General features: G+C 69.9%; 17 protein-coding genes. 10 read left to right on the plus strand and 7 right to left on the minus strand.

The features are described from left to right. Positions 1–1680, minus strand: a 1680-nt coding sequence (locus Q8Q85_16660; protein ID MDP3775893.1) for an AAA family ATPase, incomplete at its 3' end; no start/stop codon positions are given. 74 nt (positions 1681–1754) lie between these two features. Here Q8Q85_16660 and Q8Q85_16665 point away from each other — a divergent pair. Then, positions 1755–2612 carry a DNA-binding response regulator gene (locus Q8Q85_16665; GenBank protein MDP3775894.1) on the plus strand — a complete coding sequence of 286 codons (858 nt, stop codon included), beginning with the start codon at positions 1755–1757 and terminating at the stop codon, positions 2610–2612. A gap of 30 nt (positions 2613–2642) precedes the next feature. Here Q8Q85_16665 and Q8Q85_16670 read toward each other — a convergent pair whose 3' ends face one another. The 3 genes from Q8Q85_16670 to Q8Q85_16680 are packed head-to-tail and all read right to left on the minus strand — an operon-like array spanning position 2643 to position 5795. After that, the gene (locus Q8Q85_16670) at positions 2643–4289 is read right to left on the minus strand and encodes a methyl-accepting chemotaxis protein (GenBank protein MDP3775895.1); all 1647 of its coding nucleotides are present in this window, start codon (positions 4287–4289) and stop codon (positions 2643–2645) included. 20 nt (positions 4290–4309) lie between these two features. Next, the gene (gene pyrE / locus Q8Q85_16675; GenBank protein MDP3775896.1) at positions 4310–4879 is read right to left on the minus strand and encodes an orotate phosphoribosyltransferase; all 570 of its coding nucleotides are present in this window, start codon (positions 4877–4879) and stop codon (positions 4310–4312) included. A 4-nt stretch (positions 4880–4883) separates the two neighbouring features. Continuing rightward, positions 4884–5795, minus strand: coding sequence for a serine/threonine-protein kinase (locus Q8Q85_16680; GenBank protein ID MDP3775897.1), 912 nt, complete (start codon positions 5793–5795; stop codon positions 4884–4886). 93 nt (positions 5796–5888) lie between these two features. On the opposite strand from Q8Q85_16680, the gene Q8Q85_16685 reads away from it, so the two are divergent. The 5 genes from Q8Q85_16685 (at position 5889) to Q8Q85_16705 (ending at position 12055) form a co-directional block, all read left to right on the plus strand. Further along, a complete protein-coding gene (locus Q8Q85_16685; protein ID MDP3775898.1) occupies positions 5889–7286 on the plus strand; it encodes a GWxTD domain-containing protein in 1398 nt (465 codons plus the stop codon). Beyond that, positions 7283–7849, plus strand: a complete 567-nt coding sequence (locus Q8Q85_16690; protein MDP3775899.1) for a hypothetical protein — start codon at positions 7283–7285, stop codon at positions 7847–7849. The genes Q8Q85_16685 and Q8Q85_16690 overlap by 4 nt, the downstream gene beginning before the upstream one ends. Positions 7850–7868: 19 nt before the next feature. Beyond that, complete coding sequence (gene polA / locus Q8Q85_16695) at positions 7869–10640, plus strand: DNA polymerase I (protein ID MDP3775900.1); 2772 nt, start codon at positions 7869–7871, stop codon at positions 10638–10640. 55 nt (positions 10641–10695) lie between these two features. After that, positions 10696–10971 (plus strand): hypothetical protein, encoded by a 276-nt coding sequence (locus Q8Q85_16700; protein MDP3775901.1) that lies wholly within the window; start codon positions 10696–10698, stop codon positions 10969–10971. Positions 10972–11086: 115 nt separating this feature from the next. Then, the gene (locus Q8Q85_16705; protein MDP3775902.1) at positions 11087–12055 is read left to right on the plus strand and encodes a hypothetical protein; all 969 of its coding nucleotides are present in this window, start codon (positions 11087–11089) and stop codon (positions 12053–12055) included. A 93-nt stretch (positions 12056–12148) separates the two neighbouring features. On the opposite strand, the gene Q8Q85_16710 is transcribed toward Q8Q85_16705, so the two are convergent. Continuing rightward, positions 12149–14449 (minus strand): MMPL family transporter, encoded by a 2301-nt coding sequence (locus Q8Q85_16710; protein MDP3775903.1) that lies wholly within the window; start codon positions 14447–14449, stop codon positions 12149–12151. Between the two features lie 134 nt (positions 14450–14583). Here Q8Q85_16710 and Q8Q85_16715 point away from each other — a divergent pair, with 134 nt between their 5' ends. Continuing rightward, positions 14584–15414 carry a matrixin family metalloprotease gene (locus Q8Q85_16715; GenBank protein MDP3775904.1) on the plus strand — a complete coding sequence of 277 codons (831 nt, stop codon included), beginning with the start codon at positions 14584–14586 and terminating at the stop codon, positions 15412–15414. A gap of 15 nt (positions 15415–15429) precedes the next feature. Here Q8Q85_16715 and Q8Q85_16720 read toward each other — a convergent pair whose 3' ends face one another. Next, the gene (locus Q8Q85_16720) at positions 15430–16857 is read right to left on the minus strand and encodes a M28 family peptidase (protein MDP3775905.1); all 1428 of its coding nucleotides are present in this window, start codon (positions 16855–16857) and stop codon (positions 15430–15432) included. Here Q8Q85_16720 and amrS point away from each other — a divergent pair. The 3 genes from amrS to Q8Q85_16735 are packed head-to-tail and all read left to right on the plus strand — an operon-like array spanning position 16840 to position 18880. Next, positions 16840–18123, plus strand: a complete 1284-nt coding sequence (amrS, locus tag Q8Q85_16725; GenBank protein ID MDP3775906.1) for an AmmeMemoRadiSam system radical SAM enzyme — start codon at positions 16840–16842, stop codon at positions 18121–18123. The genes Q8Q85_16720 and amrS overlap by 18 nt on opposite strands. A 13-nt stretch (positions 18124–18136) precedes the next feature. Next, positions 18137–18526: a DUF393 domain-containing protein gene (locus tag Q8Q85_16730; GenBank protein ID MDP3775907.1), complete on the plus strand. Its 390-nt coding sequence runs from the start codon at positions 18137–18139 to the stop codon at positions 18524–18526. 51 nt (positions 18527–18577) lie between these two features. Further along, positions 18578–18880 (plus strand): metal-sulfur cluster assembly factor, encoded by a 303-nt coding sequence (locus tag Q8Q85_16735; GenBank protein MDP3775908.1) that lies wholly within the window; start codon positions 18578–18580, stop codon positions 18878–18880. Here the strand turns inward: Q8Q85_16735 and Q8Q85_16740 are convergent. Further along, the gene (locus tag Q8Q85_16740; protein ID MDP3775909.1) at positions 18877–20025 is read right to left on the minus strand and encodes a ribonuclease D; all 1149 of its coding nucleotides are present in this window, start codon (positions 20023–20025) and stop codon (positions 18877–18879) included. The two genes, Q8Q85_16735 and Q8Q85_16740, sit on opposite strands and share 4 nt — an antisense overlap. Positions 20026–20323: the final 298 nt, after the last annotated feature.

Raw genomic sequence — 20323 nt, forward strand, 5'->3', positions numbered from 1 at the left:
GGATGCGGCAAGCAGCGCTTCGCGGGCGGGCGGCGTCAGCGACTGCACGCGCAGCGTGAGGGCGGCGATCACGGCGCCGGGCACGGGGAACGGCAATGGCTGTGCCGTCGTCTCACCGGCCGCGGGCCACAGTGCGGCGCCACCAGAGGCCCCGCCGGCGAGCGCCCGCAGGATCTCCACGACGAACAGGGGGACGCCGTTCGCTTCGCGGCGCAGGCGTCGTACCAGGCGTGCCTGTTCGTCCTCGCCGTACGCCGGCAGCAGCGCCCGGGTGAGCTCGGCGACATCAGCGTCGCCGAGCGGGTTTACTGTGACCTCAACGCCCGCCAGATCGTGGCCGATGCGCGAGCGCAGCGCAGTGACCCCGTCGGGAACGGCGGCATCGGTGCGTGCCGCGAGCAGCACGGTGAGCCGGGCGCGCTCGGCGGCCCGCAGGAGTGCCGGCAGCGCGTCGAGCGAGAGGTGGTCCGCGAGGTGGGCGTCGTCGATCGCGACCATCACCGGGCCCTCTTCGGCCACCGCGGCGAGCGCTTCGCCCAGGGCGCGGCCAAGGTCCGCCGAACCGGTGGCCGGCCGCGGCTGGGCTCCGGGGTAGCGACGGGCGATCTCCGGCTCCAGCATGGCCAGCACCGCGACCGCGTCCGGTGACGCCGAGGCAAGGCCGGCCGCCCGCGCGAGACCCCGCCGGACCAGCGCGGTAATGGCGGAGCCCGGGGCATCGGCGTCGGCGCCCACACACGTCATGGCGAGCAGGCGTCCGCCCTCGAGGCGGGCTCGCTCCACTACCTCCCTCAACAGCCGGCTCTTCCCGCAGCCCGGTCCTCCGCCGAGCAGCACCACAGTGACGCGCGGCGAGTCGACCGGCGCGAAGTGGGCGGCAATGGTTGCGAGCAGATGCTCCCGACCGCACAACGGCGGCGTCGCCACCAGCGTGCCGGCGCCGGTCTCCGGCGGAGCGTGATGCCGCACGCCTCCGCGGATACGCTCCGCGACCGCCGCCAGGTCCGCTGCCGGCTCCGCCGCCTGCTCGGCGCGCAGCCACGACGCGTATGCGTCGAAGCGGCCCAACGCGGCGGGAGCGGCTCCGGCCAGCGTCTCGGATAGCATGGCGACCCGCAGCGCCGCCTCGGCGCCCGGATCGGCGCGGAGGACGCGCGACCCGAACTCGAGCGCTTCCCGATGATGTCCTGCCCGCATCAGCCGGTCCGCTTCCGCGGTGAGCGCGTCCCGGAAACGGGTGCGCCACGCGTTGCGTTCCGCCGCGAGCCAGTCTTCGAAGGGCGATGCATCGGGGATCCCGAACCCTTCCAGGAACTCGCCGCGCCACAGCGCCGCGAGGCGCCGCGCGTCGCGCGCCGCCAGGGCTTCTTCCGCGTCCATCCAGTCGGCGTGAAGCAACTCGCGGTCGAGCACGATCGCGGTGCCCTGCGTCTCGAGCGCGGCGTCACCCACCGATCGCCGGATCGCGCCGCACGCCTCGTTCAGGCTGTGACGCGCACGGGCCTCGTTCTTCTCGGGCCAGAGGAGCCCGATCAGGTGGTCGCGCTGCCGAGTCCCGCCGGGGGAGCGCGCCAGGTAGACGAGCAGCGCGAAGTGTTTTCGCCACGTCAGCTCGGCCGGGGCGGGCCTGCCGTCCTGGGTAAGCTCGGGCGGCCCGAACGCCACCAGCGAGAGCGTCATGTCTCCCCCGCGGTGATGCGGTGGTGATGCTGCCGCGTACCTTGGTTCGCGGATCGCATTTCCCGGAGGCGTGGATGTCGGCAGGTGTCGCGACGGTCGCAACGGTTCTGCTGCCAGAGGAACGCTCGCGCGTGGAGGCAGCCCTCGAGGGCTCCTACATCACGCTGCACCGGGACTCGATCAACGACGCCACGCGCGAAGTGCGCCGCAATCGGGTGGACGCGGTCTTCCTCTCCGTACATCGATGCGGCGAGGTCGATCTGCCCCAGGTCGCGCGGTTCGTGCGCGAGTTCCCCCACGTGCCCGCCGTGGCGCTCATCTCCCGCAGCGACAATGAAGCCAGCGAGCGGGTCCTGCAACTCGGTGCGCAGGGCGTGCGCGCGGTGGTGGACGTCAGCGCTTCGGCCGGCTGGCACCGCCTGCGGTCGGTGCTCCGCGAGCCGAGTTCGCCGGTGGTCGCGGCCGTAATGGCGGCGCTCGATCCCGACCTCCGCGACGGGCCGCCCGACTGCCGGCTCTTCTTCGAGGTGGTGGTGCGCAGCGCTCCGGACATCAGGACGGTCGGGCAACTGTCCGCGGTGCTGGAGGCGGTGCCGAGCTCGCTGATGTCCCGCTTTCATCGCGCCCAGCTGCCCTCACCCAAGGTGTACCTGGCGCACGCCCGGCTGCTCCATGCCGCGCACCTCTTCAATGGCGGGGGCCTCAGCATCTCGGACGTCGCGCACCGGCTCGACTACTCGTCGCCGCAGAGCTTCGGCCGCCACCTGCGGGCCCTCCTCGGCATGACGGCCGGTGAGTTCCGGACCCGCTTCCCGTTCGAGGCCGCCGTCCGACGCTTCCGCGCTTCATTCGTCACCCCGTTCCGGGACCGGTTGCTCGCGTTCCATCCATTGGGAACGTGGCCCGGGGATCACGGACAATCCGCGGCGTGAGCGGCCGTCCCGGCGGGGTGATCTCGTCGATCAGGGGCGCAGCACGGCGGCGTATTCCGCCGTGTCGTGCCCGCGTCCGAGAATCGAGAACCGCACCACCGATCCCCTAAGGCGCTCCGACACCTCCGACAGCTGCTGCGACATCGTGGCGAGGCGCTGCAGGGAGACGTGCTGCTCGGTGGCGGAGCCCGCGGCCTCGGCCGCCGCCTGGGCCGACGTAGCGGCGAGCGCTTCCACCCGCTCCATCGCCTGGAGAAGCACCGTCATCCCCTCGGCTTGCTGGTGCGAAGTAGAAGCTGTCTGATCGACCAGCGCGGACAGGGACGCGATGCCGGCCAACACTTCGCGCTGAGCCTCGTCGGCCTGCTCGGCCACAACGCCGACGTCGCGGACCCTCGTCTCGCCCGCCTCCATCGTGTCCACCGCAGCCGTGACTCCCTCGCGGACCTCGTCGATCGTGCCAGCCACTTCCCTGGCGGCGCGCGCTGCCTCCTCGGCGAGCTTCCGCACCTCGGCGGCGACCACGGCGAAGCCGCGCCCGTGCTCGCCGGCACGGGCCGCCTCGATCGCCGCGTTGAGCGCGAGCAGGTTGGTCTGGCGGGCGATCCTGGAGATCGTCTTGGCGAGCCCACCGATCCGCTCCGAGAGCGGCGCCAGCGCCGAGACAGCTGCGCCACCTCGGCGCACCTCGTCGCCGATTGACACGAGCGTCGTGCCCGCGCGGCCGATCCGCTCTCGGCTCGCTTCCGCGGCCCCTACCAGCGCGCGCGCCTGCTCCGCCATGCGGGCTGCGCGCTCGTTAAGCGCGGCGGCGTCCGCGGTCGTCCGTTCGGTCCGCGCGCCGCTCGCGGCCGCGATGGACTTCTGGTCGCGCAACTGCGCGGCGAGGCGCGCGGCGCTCCCGCCCACCGATGCGCTCGACCGGCCCAGGTCGTCCGCGGAAGACGCCAGCACGTCGGAGTACGCCGCGACCTCGTCCGCTTCCCGCTGCACGCTGGAGATCGTCTCGGCGGTGCTGGCGAGCATCCGATTGAACGACCTTTCCAGCATCCCTAGTTCGTCGGCGGCGGTCGCCGCGGCGCGGACCGCCAGGTCCCCCTGCTCTGCTTCCTCCATGGTGCGCCGCATGGCGCGCAGCCGCTGCGCCAGCATCGCCGGCGCGCGGGACAGCACCAGCGTCACGACGACGATCAGGATCGCGTCGAGATACGCCCCGGCCGGCAGGTCGAGAACCGTGACGATCCCCGTAGGCGGCTCGTACCAGCGCGCGTGCAGCACCCGAGCCGCGACGTACCCGGCACCGGCCCCGGTCGCCAGCCAGGTGGTTGAGCGGCGGTTCCACTGGACCGCGTACGGGGCGATCGCCGGGAGGTAGAAGAACGCAACGCCCCACTTGCCGGAGAGGAGCACGGCGAGCGAGACGAGAACGACGTCGAGACCCGCGGCGGCCGGGAGGGCCGGGCGGCGCAGCCACCGCACTTTGGAGGAGAGCATGATCGCGGTGTTCAGCGCCAGCGCGAGAGCGGTAGCGAAGAAGATCGTGCGGAACGAAGCATCGACGAGATTGGCCGGGCCCAGGATCAGGAGCACCAGCGCGGCCAGCGGGATGCCCCACCAGCGGCGCCGACAGCTCCGGCTGATGGCGCTCTCGTCGGGCGGCGACGGCGGAGCGCGCATTGCGGACTGCGACGGCCGAGTCACGACCGGGAGACGAGCTCGCCCAGCGAGACGAGCGCATGCACGGGAAGCCCGTCGCCGGCGATCGCGTCGCGGCCACCCTCGTCGCGATCCACCACGGCGAGGACACCCACGACCGTGCCGCCTTCCTCGCGCACCGCGCGAACCGCCTCGAGGGCCGAGCCTCCGGTCGTGATCACGTCCTCGACGACCACAACCCGTGCTCCCTCGGTGAAGCAGCCCTCGATCCGGCGCCCGGCGCCGTGGGTCTTCACCGTTTTTCGCACGGTGAACCCGTGGATTTCGGGTGGGTCGGCATGGGAGGCCATGGCGATGGCGTAGGCGACGGGATCGGCGCCCATCGTCATGCCGCCGACGGCGTCCGCCACCCAACCCAGGGCGCGCACCGCGGCAAGTCCGAGCCCGCCGATGAGCGCGAGGCCTTCGGCGTGCATGGTGGTGCGGCGGCAATCGACATAGTGGCTGGAGCGGCGACCGGACGCGAGGACGAAGTCACCGTGTAACACCGAGCGGTCGCGCAGCAAGGAGATCAAGCGGTCTCGCCCGAGGGCGCCGGCGGCGCGTCCCATCGTCTCAGCGGCTGCCGCCGAACATCCCCTTCAGCGACCCGAGCAGTCCGCCCCTGCCGGCGGCCGGCGGCTGGGTCGCGGCGGCCGAGAAATCGTTCGCGAACTCGAGGACCGAAGGCTGACGTTTCTGCGGCTCGCGCTGGAGGCCGCGCATGACGACGTCCTCGACCGCGCGCGGGAAGACGAGGTCGCGCCGTGCCGTGCCAAGCGCGACGGGCGGCTGCGTCAGGAGTTGGTGGAATAGCTCACGCGGGGACTTGGCGACGTACGGCAAGTACGTGGTGAGCAGGAAGTAGGCGATCGTCGCCAGGGAGTAGATATCGGCGGACTCGCCCACCAACTCGCCGGAGAGTGCTTCGGGCGCCACGTATTGCAGCGTACCTACGAAGAAGCCGGTCCGGGTGAGCCGCTCCTCGGGCTTGAGCTCCGCGTCCCTGGCGATTCCGAAGTCGAGCAGGCGCGCCCGCTGCGTGCGCGGGTCGTAGATGACGTTCTCCGGCTTGAGGTCGCGGTGGATGATCCCCGCGGCGTGGGCCGCCTGGAGCGCCTCGCCGATCTGCTGCACGATCGTGGCCGCGAGCGGCAGGGCGAGCGGACCGGAGCGGCGCACGAATCTCGCGAGGATCTCCCCGTCCGCCCACTCGAGCGCGAGGTAGTGCAGCCCGCCGTCCGCCTCGCCGAAGTCGTACGTCTGCACCACGCCCGCGTGCTTGACGCGCGCGCCGTACGCGGCCTCGCGCAGGAACCGCTGCACCGCGGTGCGGTCGGCGCGGAGCTTGGCCCGCAGCAGCTTCACGGCGCAGACTCCGCGCTCGGCGTGCTGGGCCCGGTACACCGTGGCCGTGCCACCCTCGCCGACGCGTTCCAGCAGGCTGTAGCCGGCGACCGACGCTCCGGTGAGATCTTCGGATTGCATGGAGATTGGCGAATGTACCGTGGGGCGGCGGACGCGGCAAGTGAAGGCGGGATAGCGCCTTGACTCCACCGACCGCGCGTCCGTAGCTTGCCCGTGGTTCCCCGCCTCCCCTCGTCGCCCGAGGCTCGCACGCGCCGGTTCGTTGAACGTCTCATCGTCGGGCTGCCGTTGGCAGCACTCGCCGCATGCGGCTCGTGGCAACGCGTCGGCACGCCCGAGCCTGCCACTGCCCCGCCGGAGCGGCTTCCGGCGGTCTTCGACCCCTCGACCGTTTACCGGCAGATGGGACTCATGGTCGACGCCGGCCCGATCCCGTTCATCGGCACGGTGAAGGTGCTGGCCGGCCCGCCGCCGGACTCGCTGATGGCGGTCGTCGCGCTCTCGCTCCATAACCGCGGGCTCAGCTTCCGTCGTGACGGCGACGCCTTCCTCGCCGAGTACCGCGTCGAGCTGGTCTTCCGGCAGGGCACGGCGATCGCCCGGCAGGTCACCCGCGACGAGCGCATCCGCGTGAGCACCTTCCGCGAGACCCAGCGTTCCGACGAAAGCGTCATTTTTCAGCAATTCGTGCCACTGGTGGCCGGGCAATACGGGCTCACGGTCACCGTGCGCGACCGCAACGGCCCTAATTCCAGCCACTTCGAGCAGTTGCTGTCGGTGACTCAACTCAGCACGCCGGCAGTCACGTCGCCTATCGCGATCTACGAGGGGCGGCCGCGGACCGCCATCTCCGCGTCCCCCGACCTGGTGGCGAATCCGCGCAGCACGGCCGAGTACGGCACCGACTCGCTCCGCTTCTATCTGGAATCCTACCGCCTGCCTGCGGGGACCGCGATCGTCCTTTCCGCACTCGACGCCGGGGGCCGGGTCGCGTGGCTGGACAGCGCCTGGATCGATGCGGCCATCCCGCTCATCGGGCTGGTCTTCACGGTGCCGCCGGCCCGGCTCTCGATCGGGCGCTACGACCTCCGGGTCGCACTGGGCGGCAACGTCCTCTCGACCACGCCGTTCCTAGTGTCGTTCTCGGACCGGTGGGTGCTGTCGAACCTAGAGGACGTGATCTCGCTCCTCCGGTACTTCACCTCCCCCGACACATTGCGCTCGCTCGCAGAGGCCCCGCCGGAAGAGCGCGGTGCGGCCTGGCAGAGATTCTGGCGGGCGAGCGACCCGAATCCGGCCACTCCGGAGAACGAAGCGCTGGATCAGTACTTCGCGCGGGTGCAGTCGGCCAACGAGCAATTCCGCGAGGAAGGGCTGCCAGGCTGGCTCACGGATCGCGGCGAAGTCTTCATCTCCCTGGGCGAGCCCGACGATGTCGTGGACCGGCGGTCAGAGCTTCAAGGCCGCTCGCGGGTCGTCTACTGGGTGTACAACGAGTATCGGCTCACCTTGAGCTTCATCGACGACACGGGCTTTGGGCGCTACCGGCTCGATCCCCGCTCGCGGTCGGAGTATCTCCGCGTCCTCAACCGCGTCCGCCGCGCGACGTGACCGGCCCCGCGCGGCGCGAAATCCGGCGCCGCGTTCTCCATCTCGCTTCGGGGAGCCTCGGTCTCGCGGCGCCGCTCCTGCCGGCGCGCTTGGCCGGCTTCGCCTTCCTCGCGCTGGTCGTGCTCGCCGCGGGGCTCGAGTTCGCGCGCCTCAGGCTGCCTTGGGCACGGTCCGTCATGGAGCGGGTCGCGGGCCCGCTGTTCCGTCCGGCGGAAGCCGGCCGAGTCAGCGGCGCATTCACGCTCGCGTTGGGGTTCACCCTGACCTGGTGGCTCTTCCTCCCGGGCATCGCCGCGTCCGCCATCGTCGTCGCGGCGGTCGCCGACCCTGCCGGAGCGCTCGTGGGCAACCGCTTCGCTCCGAATGCCGGCCGCAAGACGATCATCGGCTCCGCCGCTGTGCTCGTCGCCGCCGCGCTGGTCCTGTTCGCGATGCGAGTCTCCCCCGTGCCTGCCTTCGCTGCTGCCGTCGCCGCGGCGCTGGCCGAACGCGCGCCCTGGCCCGCATCGGACAACCTCTGCGTTCCGTTGCTCACCGCCGCCGCGCTCGCGCTCACCACGTGATGGATCGCCGGGGTCGTCCGTGACAGCCGTCCGCCCCCGGTTCTTCCTCGTGGACGGGTACGCCCTGATCTACCGAGCGTTCTTCGCCATGCTGTCGCGGCCTTTGACGACGAGCCGCGGGGAGAACACGTCGGTCGCCTGGGGCATCGCGAACTTCCTCCTGCGCCTCAGCGACAAGCATCGGCCCGACTACGTCGCCTGGGTCCACGACGCCGGTACCAGCTTCCGCCACCAGACCTACGCCGAATACAAGGCGACCCGCGAGAAGCTCGACGAGGAACTCCAGCAGGACTTCGACCAGTCGGTGACGCGGGTCGAGGGGTTGCTGAGCGCCTGCCGCGTGCCGCTGGTGGCGGTGGATGGCTACGAGGCCGACGACGTCATCGCCACGCTGGCCATTCGCGCCGAGGAGGCGGGCCTCGACGTCGTGATCGTCTCGGGCGACAAAGACTTCTATCAGCTCATCACCGGGCACGTGTCTCTGCTCAATCCTGGCCGCGGCGGACCGGCGGCGGTCGAGGAGCAGCTGGTGACCACGGCCAATGCGGCGGAGCGGCTCGGTGTGACCCCCGAGCAGACCGTGGACTTCCTCGCGTTGATGGGCGACACGGCGGACAACATCCCCGGCGTCACCGGCGTCGGCGAAAAGACCGCGCAAAAGCTCCTCGCCGAGTACGGCACGCTGGACGCGATCCTCGCCCACGCCCACGCCATCCCGGCCAAGCGGGTGCGCGAGGCGCTGGAGCGCGAGGCCGACTTGGCACGGCTGTCGCGCGAGCTGGTCACGCTCCATCGCGACGTGCCGGTCGAACTGGAGCTGGAAGCGTTCGCCGCTCGCGAGCCGGATTGGCCGGTCTTGCTGGCGCTGATGAGCGAGCTCGAGTTCCACTCGCTGGTCAGGACCGTGGGCCCGCGCGCGGGCGCGGCGCCAGTGGCGCCGGCGGCAACGCCGTCGGCGGGGCCGGCCTACGCTCTGGCCGACACGCCGGAGGCCTTGGCGGACGTCGTGCGCCGCGCCCGTGCGGCCGGCGTCTGCGCGCTCGACGTGCGCGCCACTTCCCCCGAAGCGATGCGCGCCGAGCTTCTGGGCCTCTCCCTTGCGATAGCAGATGGCGTCGCGTGGTACCTCCCGTTCGGCCATCACTCTCCCGGCGATGTCTTCGAGCGGACCGAAGTGCGCAACCTGCCGCCGCTCGGTGACGCGGCGCTCGCGCCACTCGCCGCGATGCTGGAGGACGTCTCGGTCGCCAAGGTCGGGCACGACATCAAGCCGGCACTGCTGCTCCTCCGCCGCGCGGGCGTCGCGCTCGGCGGGGTCGCGTTCGACACGATGATCGCGAGCTTCATGATCGATCCCGGCAAGCGCTCGCACGCCCTGGATGCGCTGGCGCTGGAGCACTTCGGGTTCCGCATGCGCGCGCTCGAAGAGATGACCGGCAAAGGAAAGAGCGGGAAGCCGTTCGCCGAGGTGCCGGTGCGGGAGGCAGCCGACTACGGCGCCGCGGCCGCCGACTACACGCTCAGGCTGCGCTCGCTCCTGGAGCCGACCCTGGCCGACCACAGCCTCATGAAGCTTTTCCGCGAGGTGGAGATCCCGCTCATCGGCGTTCTGGTGGAGATGGAATGGGAGGGCATCGGCGTTGATATCGCCGTGTTCGAACGGCTGACGGCGGAGTTCAGGAACGAGCTCAGGGGCCTCGAACGCGCCATCCTGACGGCCGCCGGCTCGGACTTCAATATCCAGTCCACCCCGCAGCTCCGGCACGTGCTGTTCGAGAAGCTCCAGCTCCCCGTCCTCAAGAAGACCAAGACCGGTGCGTCCACCGACGCCGAAGTGCTCGAGGAGCTGGCGGCGATGGGGCACGAGGTGCCAAGACTGCTACTCGACTACCGGGAGGTCTCCAAGCTGCTCTCGACCTACCTCGAGGCGCTGCCGGCCGCCATCAACCCGCGCACCGGCCGCATCCACACGTCGTTCAACCAGATCGGCGCCGCCACGGGCCGACTCAGCTCGAACGACCCCAACCTCCAGAACATCCCGGTCCGGACCGCGCGCGGTGAGGCGATCCGGCGCGGCTTCGTGCCGCGTCCCGGCTGGCGGTACGTCGTCGCCGACTACTCCCAGATCGAGCTCCGCCTACTCGCCCACCTCTCCGGCGACTCGGCCTTCGTCTCGGCGTTCCAGGCGGGTGGCGATATCCATCGCCAGACCGCCGCGGTCATCTTCGGGGTCCCGGTGGACGACGTGACGGCCGAGCAGCGGGCGCGCGCCAAGACCATCAACTTCGCCACCATCTACGGCCAGGGCCCCCACGCGCTGGCCCGCCAGCTCGGCATCCCATACGACGAAGCGAAGCGCTTCATCGAGGAGTACTTCGCGCGATTCGCCGGGGTGCGCGGCTTTCTCGACGACACGGTTGCGTCCGCAAGGCAGAAGGGGTACGTCGAGACGATCTTCGGACGCCGTCGCTACATCCCCGAGCTCAAGGACAAGAACTTCAACATGCGCGCCTTCGGGGAGCGCACGGCCACCAACTCGCCGCTCCAGGGCTCGGCCGCCGACCTCATCAAGATCGCGATGATACGCGTGGCGCAGTCGTTGCGCGATGGCTTGCGCGCCCGCCTCCTCCTCCAGGTCCACGACGAGCTCGTGGTCGAGGCGCCGGCGGAGGAAACGGAGGCAGTAGCGCAATTGATGAAGCGCGACATGGAGGGAGCGGCCGCCTTGACCGTACCACTGGTGGCGAGCGTCGGCATCGGGCGTGACTGGCTCGACGCCAAGGCCGGCTGATCGCTTGCCGGTGCCGAACGCGGACCATACCGTGCCATACCGTCCCTTTCCTAGCGTGACGTGGCGGGAATTCCGCCGCCGGCGCGACGGGCTCGAGCATGCGCTGGACGGCGGGCTCTGGTTGCATCGCTACACCCTCGACGATCGCCCGATGGCCCATCTGGTGAGCAGCGACCGGGACGCGCTCCTCGGGTGGGGCGCGGCGCACGGCTTCGACGAGCGTTGGCTCCAGTACAAGCCGCTGCGTGACCCCAGGACCGGCATCCGGATCCCGGCCTGGCACTGGGACCTCTGGGAGGACCAGGTCCCGCCGAGGGTCGGCGAGCCGTGAGACCGTTGCTGCGCACGGTCCGGTCTTGCAGATTGGCGGGGGCGGGGGCGGGAGCCGGCGTGTCCGGCCACGACCCCGGGACCGGCGAGGTGTCCACCACCACGGGAGCAGGCACGTGAACAGGGCAACCAGTTATTGGCGCTGCGCGCTGATGCTGTTCGGCATCCTAGTTGGCGTGTCCGAGGCTGCGGTCGCGCAACGCGCGGCCGCCGTGGCCCCGCTCGTCGCGGCGCGACCAGGCTCGCTCGCCTCCATGCCCGACCTGGTCATCGCCTTCACGCCCGACACCAACTACATGTTAGTCTTCCCATCGCTCTGGGAGCGGCGCAGCGTCTACCGCCAGGTGCAGGCGGAGTGGACGATCGTGGAGCTTGCTTTCACCCGTGACAGCACCCGCGCGGCCCGCGTTACCGGCAAGGCGGCCGGGATGTACATCAACGGAGCGCCGGTGGGCGCGGGCCGCATCCGCCAGGTGCTCCCCGGCTTCTGCGGCGATCCGCCCGCGTGGTGCCCGACCCGCGCGGTCGTGGAAGTCGTCGGCTCGCTGAGCCGGACCGAGCCGCCCATAGTGGCCGTGAGCCCGCCGCCCACCCACAGCGCTGAGACGGTGGACCCGACCGACGATGAGTTCGCCGCCGCTACCCAGGCGCTGCTGGTGGTCTTCCGTACCGCCGCCGGCATCCGCATCCGGATCACGGCAGAGCAGATGGGGACGCCCACGGTCTATGCGATCAATGACATCGACAACGAGCGGCGGCTGATCGTGGCGGCGGGATCGCTCGATCTGGGCGGGGGCGGTTCGTTCAGCGGCCTGGTGGTCGGGGTCGCGGCCGACACGGTGTTGCGCGCCGCGAGCGGCCGAGCGAAGCGGCTGACCGCAGGCCGTTCCGAGGAGCTGCGGTCGGTGAACGCGTTCGACCTCAACGGCGACCTGCGTGACGAGCTACTGCTCGCCTGGAAGAGCGGCGACGACTGGCAGTTCGAGTTGCTGGCCCCGGACCGGCTGAGCCGCTTCTCGCAGCTGTGGCGCGGGCCAGACCTCTCGCTGCCGGCCGCTGCGCCCGCCCGCCCGCGCCGGCGCTAGAGCCGCCCCCGGCCCGCGGTGGCCAGATTGGGGAGTTACTGCTCCACCATCTCCGCTGTGACCACCCCGAAGTAAGGCGTGCCGGCGTTGCCCTCAGCCGTCCAGTGGGTCTTCCACGCCGCCGCTGGCGCGGCGGTAGTGGCCGGCACCGGGCGGCCGCCGGTAGCCCGGCCACCAGTTGAACCGCCCCGCGAGGTGCATCACCGCGGGCACCATCACCATGCGGATCAGCGTCGCGTCGAGCAGCACCGCCACCGCGAGCCCGAACCCGATGAGCTTCACCGCCAGCACGCGCGCGAACGCGAACGCGCCGAAGACCAGGATCATGATCAGGGCGGCGCTCGTGATCGTCGCCCCGGTCGCCGCGAGGCCCGCCGTCGTCGCCGCGTCGTTGTCGTGCGAGAGGTCGAACTCCTCCTTGATGCGCGCGAGCAGGAAGACCTCGTAGTCCATCGATAGCCCGAACACGATCGCGAAGACCAGTACCGGCCCCAGCACGAAGATCGCCTCGGTGGGCCCCTCCAGGCCGATGACCGAGCCCCCCACGCCCCACTGGAAGACCACCACCGTCAGCCCGAACGTCGCCGCCACCGAGAGCGAGTTCATCACCACTGCCTTGATCGGCACCAGGAGCGAGCGGAAGACCAAGGCGAGCATGACTCCCGTCGCCCCCAGCACGAGGATCACCAGCAGCGGGAACCGGCCCAGCAACTCGTCCCTGAAGTCCAGATTCGATGCGGCGAACCCGCCCACGAGCAGCTCGGCCTGGTCGAGTGCGGGCAGCTGGCGGATCGAGATGGCCCGGATATGGCGCACCGCGTCGAGCGATCCGTCGAGCGACACCGAGTCGGCCAGGAAGACGTCCATGGCGGTCGCCGACGCGTCCCGGCTCAGGAACGCCTTGAAGGCATCGGGGAGCCGCCCTCGCGCCCGGGCGGTGTCGGCGTACAGGTCCACGTACCAGTACAACGGGATGCCAGGGCGGAGGTCCACCATCCCGCGGACCTCCTCGACGCGCGGATTGGCGCGAATCGAGTCCGTGAGCATCCGGAGCCCGCGCAGCCGGTCCACGTCGATCGCGTTGCTCCCCGCCGGCAGGTTCACCACCACTTTGATCGGCGTGAGCGCGGCGCCCTCTCCCATCTGCTCCAGCACCGCGAGGCCCTCTCCGGCGTCCGTGTCCCTGGGGAACCACCCCGAGCCCGGCATCCCGATCCTCAACCAGAACGAGGGCGCGGCAAGCACGAGGATCGCCGCCCCAGAGATGATGACGGCGCGCACCGGGTGCTTTGATATGCCGAGCGCGTACCGGTTCCAGCCCACCTCCGAGCGGAATCTCGCCAGCCTGGCCGCAAGGCCCTTCGGCCAGTCGATGCGGTGACCGAGAATGGCCAGCACAGCCGGCAGGAACGAGATCGAAAGACCGACCGATGTCGCGACCACGATGAGCCCGCTGACGCCCACAGAGCGAGTCTCCGAGAGCGGGACGACCAGCAGCGCCGCCAGGCCTACCATCACCGTTGCGCCGGAGGTGATCACCGCGGAGGCAGCGGTCCTGATGGTCGTCGCCGCGGCGGCCAACGGGTCAGCCCCCGACGCCATCTCCTCCCGGAATCGGGTCAGCACCAGGAGGGAATAGTCGATTCCGACGCCGAGCCCCATCATCGTGGTGATGTTGAGCACGAAGATCGACATGGGCATGAAGGCGGCGATCACCGCGATCACGCCCAGCGTGACCGTGATCGCGATGAACCCCACGGCCACCGGGATCAGCGCGGCGACCAGCGCGCCGAAGGCGATCACGAGCAGCAGCCACGTGAGAGGGATCAGGTGGCGTTCCAGTGAGTTGGAGTCCTCGGCCGCCACCGTCCGCGTGTCGTAATCGAACGCGGGGCTCCCGGTCACGTGCGCCTCGAAGCCGGGAGCGGCGCGGACCTTCGCTTCCCGGATCGCCTCACGCAACCGCGGGACGTAGCTCGTGGGGTCGTTGTCGTTGTGCTGGCGAAGCCCCGCCACGACGAACGTGGTCTTGCCGTCCGCGCTCCGGAACCGCGCGGCCCCGGCGCGCCGCCAGTTGAGCGTCTGGAGTACGAACGGGAGCCGGTCGAGTGTGGTGGTGAGCGAATCGACCCAGGCGGCGTACGCCGGATCGTCGAGCGTGAGGGAGGCGTGGCGCACCGCGACGACGACGAAGTTCGCGAACGGCGTGCCGATCCGGTCGCGGACGATCTCCTCGGCCCGCGTGGACTCGGAGTTGGGCAGGTTCTGCCCGCCGACCTGGAGGCGCTGCTGGAGCTCGCTCGCCACGGGTACCATCAGCGCGGCGAACAACACCCACACCACGACTATCGGCCAGCGCCATCGGACGATGAAGTTGGCCGGCAGTGGAATCAACGTTCCGTCCCGGGGATCAGGCGGTGAGACTGGCGCAGGACGCGCGCAATACGCGGATAGGGATTCTGGCCGTTCGGGCGCGGTTTCGCAATCACGGCAGGTTTGCCCGTCGCCCGTCGCCAGGCCATGATTCGATGACGATGGCGAGATCCGGGAAGGCCGGCATCCTGCTGACGGCGTTCGCGTCGCTGCTCCTCGGCGCGGTGGTCGTCGACATCGTGCGCCGCGCCATACCGGCCCATCTTCCCGCGGCCTCGCCCGAGTCCGCCTCGCCCATCGACTTGGAGGCTCCTTCGCCGTCCACGCCCCCGGCCGCCACACCGTCGCAGGACGGCGACCTGGCATTCTCGGGCACGACGGCTCCGGCGCGGCCAACCACCGCCGCCGACTCGACGCGCCACGCCGAGGTTCGGGGGCGCATCCGACTCGAGAGCGGGGGGACCTACCTGGTCGAGATGCTCGCGGGTGGCGATTCGATGCTGCGCCGCTGGCCGGAGGAACGCACGCGGACACCGCTCCGGGTCTCGGTCATCCGGCAGGCGGTGGATGGGTTCCGCGAGGACTTCGTCGCCAACGTCGCCTGGGCGGTCGGGCGCTGGAACGGCGCCCAGCTCCCCGTGCAGATGGAGTCGGAGAGCGACACGGCGCGCGCCGATATCGTAGTGACTTGGGTGAGGCAGATGGACAGCAACCGGACCGGCCGCGCCGATGTCACCTGGGACATGCAGGGGCGGATCCGGCGCGTCGCCGTGACCCTCGCCACCCACTCTCCCGACGGGAGCCTGATCGTTGGCAGCCAGATGGTCGCGCTGGCGCTGCACGAACTCGGACACGCCCTCGGCCTCAACCATTCGCCGGTCCGCGCCGACGCACTCTTCCCTGAGACCGCGGCCATCGAGCTGACCGAGCGCGACCGCCGCACCGCGCGACTCCTCTACGCGCTGCCCATGGGCAGCTACCGCTAGCGGCAACTGCCCCGACTACTTCGACGGGAACAGCCGCGGACGGGCTCCCGTTTCGAGCGCCCAGCCGATCCGGTAAGCGTAGTCGGCGTATCGGAGCAGACCCGCGAACGGAAAGCTCGCCGCCCAATGGTCCGATGCCTGATGGTAGTGGTCCCATCTACGGCGCAATACGTCCGAGGCCTCCGTCGTCAGGCCCTCGTACGGACCGGGCGAGGGCACGAGGAAGACGGCCGGCACTCCGATGCGGAGCAGCGGGAAGTAGTCCGAGTTGGGTGAGGCCGGCCGCACCTCCGCCGCCCACCCCGCGCGCCGCGCGACGTCCACGGCCAACTGCCCGAGGCTCGAGCGGTCGCCGCCGGCGACGTGCCAGCTCACCACCGGCGCCGGCGGCGCTCCGGCATCGAGGTTGATCGCGCCCACGATTTCGGCGGCCGGCACGAGAGGGTGCGCCGCGAAATAGTCCGAGCCGAGCAGGCCGCGCTCCTCGCCCGTGAACCAGAGGAACAACACCGGCCGCGGTGGCCGTCGCCCCGTCACCATCGCCTCGGCGATCCCCAGCAGCATCGCCGTGCCCGACGCATTGTCGGAGAATCCGTTGTAGATCGAGTCCCCGCGTTCGTCCGGTGTCGAGACGCCGAGGTGATCGTAGTGCGCCGTGTACACCACGAACGCATCCCGCTGCGTCGAATCGGACCCGGGCATGATTGCCGCCACGTTGCGCGCCGCTACTGCACTGGCACGCACCGCGATACGAACGTCGATCCGCCTTCCGGGCAGCGCCCGGGGACGGTCCGCCTCCGCGGCGACGTCGGTGCCTTCCAGCAACCGCTGCTCCAGCTGCGGACTCGCGATCACCGCCGGGATGTCGGGGATCATAGACGAGACCGCCTGAGCCTCCTCCGCGATGTACATGCGCGACGGCCCGCGGCTTCGCACGTAAAGACCGTACAGCTCCGGGTCGCCCAGGAGTTGCACGACCCCCGTCGTTCCGCCAGCGCGCAGCGTGTCGGCGGCCGCGGCCTCCGGCCCGAACACGCCGCGCATGACCGCGACCTTGCCGGTCAGGTCAGGGAGCCGGTCGGGGTGGACCAGGATGTCGCGCGCCGAGCCGACGTAGACGAGGTCGCCGGAGAAGCCGGTCAAGGTGCGGGCCGTGCCCACGTTGGGGATGAACCCGCGCGGGTAGAAGAACTGGAAGACGATCGCGGAGTTGCTGTCGCGGTCCGGCACGCGCAGGGTGATGGAGGTATTCGTCCGGTCGATCTCCGCCTCTACCAGCGGTACCGGCTGATATGGGCTGCCCGCCGGCCCGGCTCCCCTGAGACCGATCCGCTCGGCCTCGGTGGCAACGTACAACGCCGCCACGTCGGCGCCGCGCCGGCCCGTCCCCCGTCCCTCGAGAAGGTCGTGCGAGAGGAACCAGGTGTGGGCGCGCAGGCGCATCGAGTCGATTCCGCCGGAGGTCTGACCGGACAGGCGCGCCGGCGACCCGAAAGCCAGCGCAAACGCGGCAAGCGCAAGTCGCGCAACGGCTTTCCGTTTCATGCGCCCAGGCTAAGCACCCCACTGGCGCGGCGGCAAGTTCGGCGCGAACATTCACCCATGGCCGCTGGTAGTCCGCGCGTCATCACGAGCTTGCTCGCGGGCCGGGAAGCGGCGGGACCGACGCTCCAGGAAACGCTGGACGATTGCGCCAAGATGGGCCATCTCTGGCACCCCGAAGCCGACGACGCCGTCCGCTGCTACGCCTGTGGCCATCGGTGTCTGATCAAGCTTGGCCGCCGCGGCATCTGCAAGGTCCGCTACAACGAAGCCGGCAGCCTGTACGTGCCGCACGGCTACGTCGCGGCCCTTCAGTCCGATCCGATCGAGAAGAAGCCGTTCTTCCACGTGCTCCCCGGCTCCGACTGCGTGACCTTCGGCATGCTGGGCTGCGACTTCCATTGCGGCTACTGCCAGAATTGGCTCACCTCGCAGGCGCTGCGCGACCCGGGCGCCGGTGTCGCGCCCACACGCATCACCGCTGAGCAGCTCGTCGAGATCGGCGTCGGGCGCGGAGCCCGGGCGATCGGCTCGTCCTACAACGAGCCGCTGATAACCGCCGAATGGGCGCTGGATGTCTTCAAGGTGGCGCGTCCGGCTGGACTCAGGACGTGCTTCATCTCCAATGGCAACGCCACCGCGGAAGTGCTCGACTTCATCCGCCCCTGGACCGACTGCTACAAGATCGACTTCAAGGCCATGCAGGACCGGGCCTATCGCCAGCTGGGCGGAGTGCTCCAGCACGTACTCGATGCTATGAAGATGGTGCACGAGCGCGGGTTCTGGATGGAGCTGGTCACGCTCGTAGTGCCGGGCTTCAACGACCACCCCGACGACTTGAAGCGCATGGCCGGCACGATTGCGGCTATCTCGCCGGACATTCCATGGCACATCACGGCGTTCCATCAGGATTACAGGATGACCGACCCGCGGAACACCACCGCCTCGGATCTCATCAAGGCGTGTGAGATCGGACGCGAGACCGGGCTCCAGTTCGTGTACGCGGGCAATCTTCCGGGTCGGGTGGGCCGATGGGAAAACACCTGGTGCCCCAGCTGCGGTGATCTCCTGATCGAGCGCTTTGGCTACCAAATTCTCCAACAGCGCATCATGGCCCAGGGCACCTGCCCATCTTGTGCCGCTCGCATCCCTGGCGTCTGGACCTGAGTCTCTCCACGCGGTGACCGCCGCGCGGGAGTGGACGCTCATCTACGACGGCGACTGCGCGTTCTGCCGGCGTTGCGTCGCACTTCTCGCGCAATGGGATCGCCACGGCCGCGTGCGCGCCGTGCCGTTTCAGGAAGAGAAGGCCCTGGTCGGCCTCCCTTCGATCCCGCTCCGCGCGCTCCACCAGGCCATGCACCTCGTCGCGCCCGACGGCGCCGTGCTCCCGGGCGCCGCGGCCGTCCCCGAGATCCTGCGGCTACTGCCTGGTGGAACCCCGCTCTCCTGGGCGTTCGCAGCACCCGGCGTACCAAGGGTCGCGGCCGCGATCTACCGGGTCGTTGCCCGGAACCGTCATCGGCTGGGGTGTGGGTCCGCGACCTGCCCGAACGGTCTCCCGGGTTGAACGCCGGGGCGCTTTGGGGTACGTTGCCGTGACGAAGGGAGTTCTGAGCCGATGCCAACTGAAGACCAGGTCCGAGCGGCGCTGCGCCGGGTCAAGGACCCCGAGCTGAACCTCAACATCATCGATCTCGGGCTCGTCTACGAAATCGCCGTTGACGATCAGACCGCCGATGTGCACGTGCAGATGACGCTGACTTCGCCCGGCTGCCCGGCCGGCCCCGAGATCATGTCCGATGCCCAGGCAGCCATCGAGGGCTTGGAGGGTGCCGGAAAGGTGGACATCGAGTTGGTTTGGACGCCCTACTGGACGCCCGAGCAGATCGACCCTCGGCTGAGGGCGTTCTTGGGGGGTTAGCTCGCCAGGGCCTTGAGGAAATCCTCGCCCAGCACTTCCACCTGCCACTTCCGCATCTCGGGGATCGTCCGCAGCGCACCCGCCGCCTTCGGCATCGCCCGCGCCACCGCTTCCAGCGTCCCCTTGGGACAAAGCACTCCAGGGTCGAGCGCGAGTCGCTCGGCCGCCGCGTTGCGTACTGTCTTGAGCCGCTCGACGCGCCCTTCGAACTTCGGGTCGGAGGCACGGCGCTCGCCGTGCGGAAAGCGCGGCAACTCCTTTTCCGGCACCGCGAGGCCACGCTCGATAGCTCCAAGGAGCGCATCGCTACGCTGCTCCACGATCCGCGGGGAGATGCCTTTCCAGTCCTTGAGCGCCTCAGGCGTCCGCGGTCCCGCGCCCGCCAGATCGAGGAGAGCTTCGTTGGAGACCACGCGGAAGCTCGCCCGGTCCAGCTCTGCCGCGACCTCGTCCCGCCAGTGGACCAGCTCGCGCAAGAGCGCCAGGCCGCGCCGCGACAATAGCCGTGCGCCCTTGACCCGCAGGTACGAATCACCGTTGGTCTGCGGCGGTGACCAACGCAGCTTCTCCAGTCGCACGAACTCCTCTTCCGCCCACGCCAGACGCCCGTTGGCCTCGAGTGCGGCGCGGAGCGTGTCCCTTAGCGCTGGGAGATATCGGGTGTCGGTCGCGGCATAGTCGAGCATCTCGGGCGGGAGCGGCCGGCGCGACCAGTCAGCGCGCTGGTACTTCTTGTCGAGCGTCACGCCCACATGCTTCTCGAGCAGCGCCGCCAGGCCGATGGCCGGCTCGCCGAGGAGCTGCGAAGCGATTCTCGTGTCGAAGAGACGCCGGGCCCGAACGCCGTAGTCCCGGTCAAGGATGCGGAGGTCGTAATCGGCGTCGTGGAACACGACCTCGACCTTGGGGTCGGCGAGCAGCGCGCCGAGGGTGCTGACGTCGGTCACCGTGAGCGGGTCGATGATCGCCGTCTCGCGACGGCTGGAGAGCTGGATCAGGTAGATCCGGTCGACGAAACGGTGGAAGCTTGCGGCCTCCGTATCGACCGCGACCAGTGGTTCCTTCCCCACCCGCTGCACCAACGCCTCAAGCTCGGCGGCGGTGCTGACATACCGGTGCGGCGTGGGCCCTTTCGGCGCGGTCACCATAATCAAGGAAGCTCGCCGGGCGACGCGGCTTGGCGCAACTGCCGGGCAGTCGCTGTTTCCACCTATCCACGTCGATACTCACGGATTCTTCAACAATGACGTGTTGATGTGTAGATGATGTGTTGACAGACGGCAGACCTAGCTAATAACTGACGCTATGATGTATTTATGATGTCTCGATACTGACGCTACTATTTGCAGTGGCGCGTACATCCGGAGGTGGAAACCTCGCGAACAAGACTCGGCCGCGACGCTCGCCAAGGTACCTTCGCTCAGCTACCTTTGGACCTTCAAC

It is taken from the genome of Gemmatimonadales bacterium (assembly GCA_030697825.1).
Taxonomy (GTDB): domain Bacteria; phylum Gemmatimonadota; class Gemmatimonadetes; order Gemmatimonadales; family JACORV01; genus JACORV01.

Excerpts from the sequence above, each read along its gene's own strand:
- Q8Q85_16665 (MDP3775894.1), top strand. The coding sequence starts at position 1,755 with ATGTCGGCAGGTGTCGCGACGGTCGCAACGGTTCTGCTGCCAGAGGAA.
- Q8Q85_16670 (MDP3775895.1), bottom strand. The coding sequence starts at position 4,289 with ATGCGCGCTCCGCCGTCGCCGCCCGACGAGAGCGCCATCAGCCGGAGC.
- pyrE (MDP3775896.1), bottom strand. The coding sequence starts at position 4,879 with ATGGGACGCGCCGCCGGCGCCCTCGGGCGAGACCGCTTGATCTCCTTG.
- Q8Q85_16680 (MDP3775897.1), bottom strand. The coding sequence starts at position 5,795 with ATGCAATCCGAAGATCTCACCGGAGCGTCGGTCGCCGGCTACAGCCTG.
- Q8Q85_16715 (MDP3775904.1), top strand. The coding sequence starts at position 14,584 with ATGACGATGGCGAGATCCGGGAAGGCCGGCATCCTGCTGACGGCGTTC.
- Q8Q85_16720 (MDP3775905.1), bottom strand. The coding sequence starts at position 16,857 with ATGCGCCTGCGCGCCCACACCTGGTTCCTCTCGCACGACCTTCTCGAG.
- Q8Q85_16735 (MDP3775908.1), top strand. The coding sequence starts at position 18,578 with ATGCCAACTGAAGACCAGGTCCGAGCGGCGCTGCGCCGGGTCAAGGAC.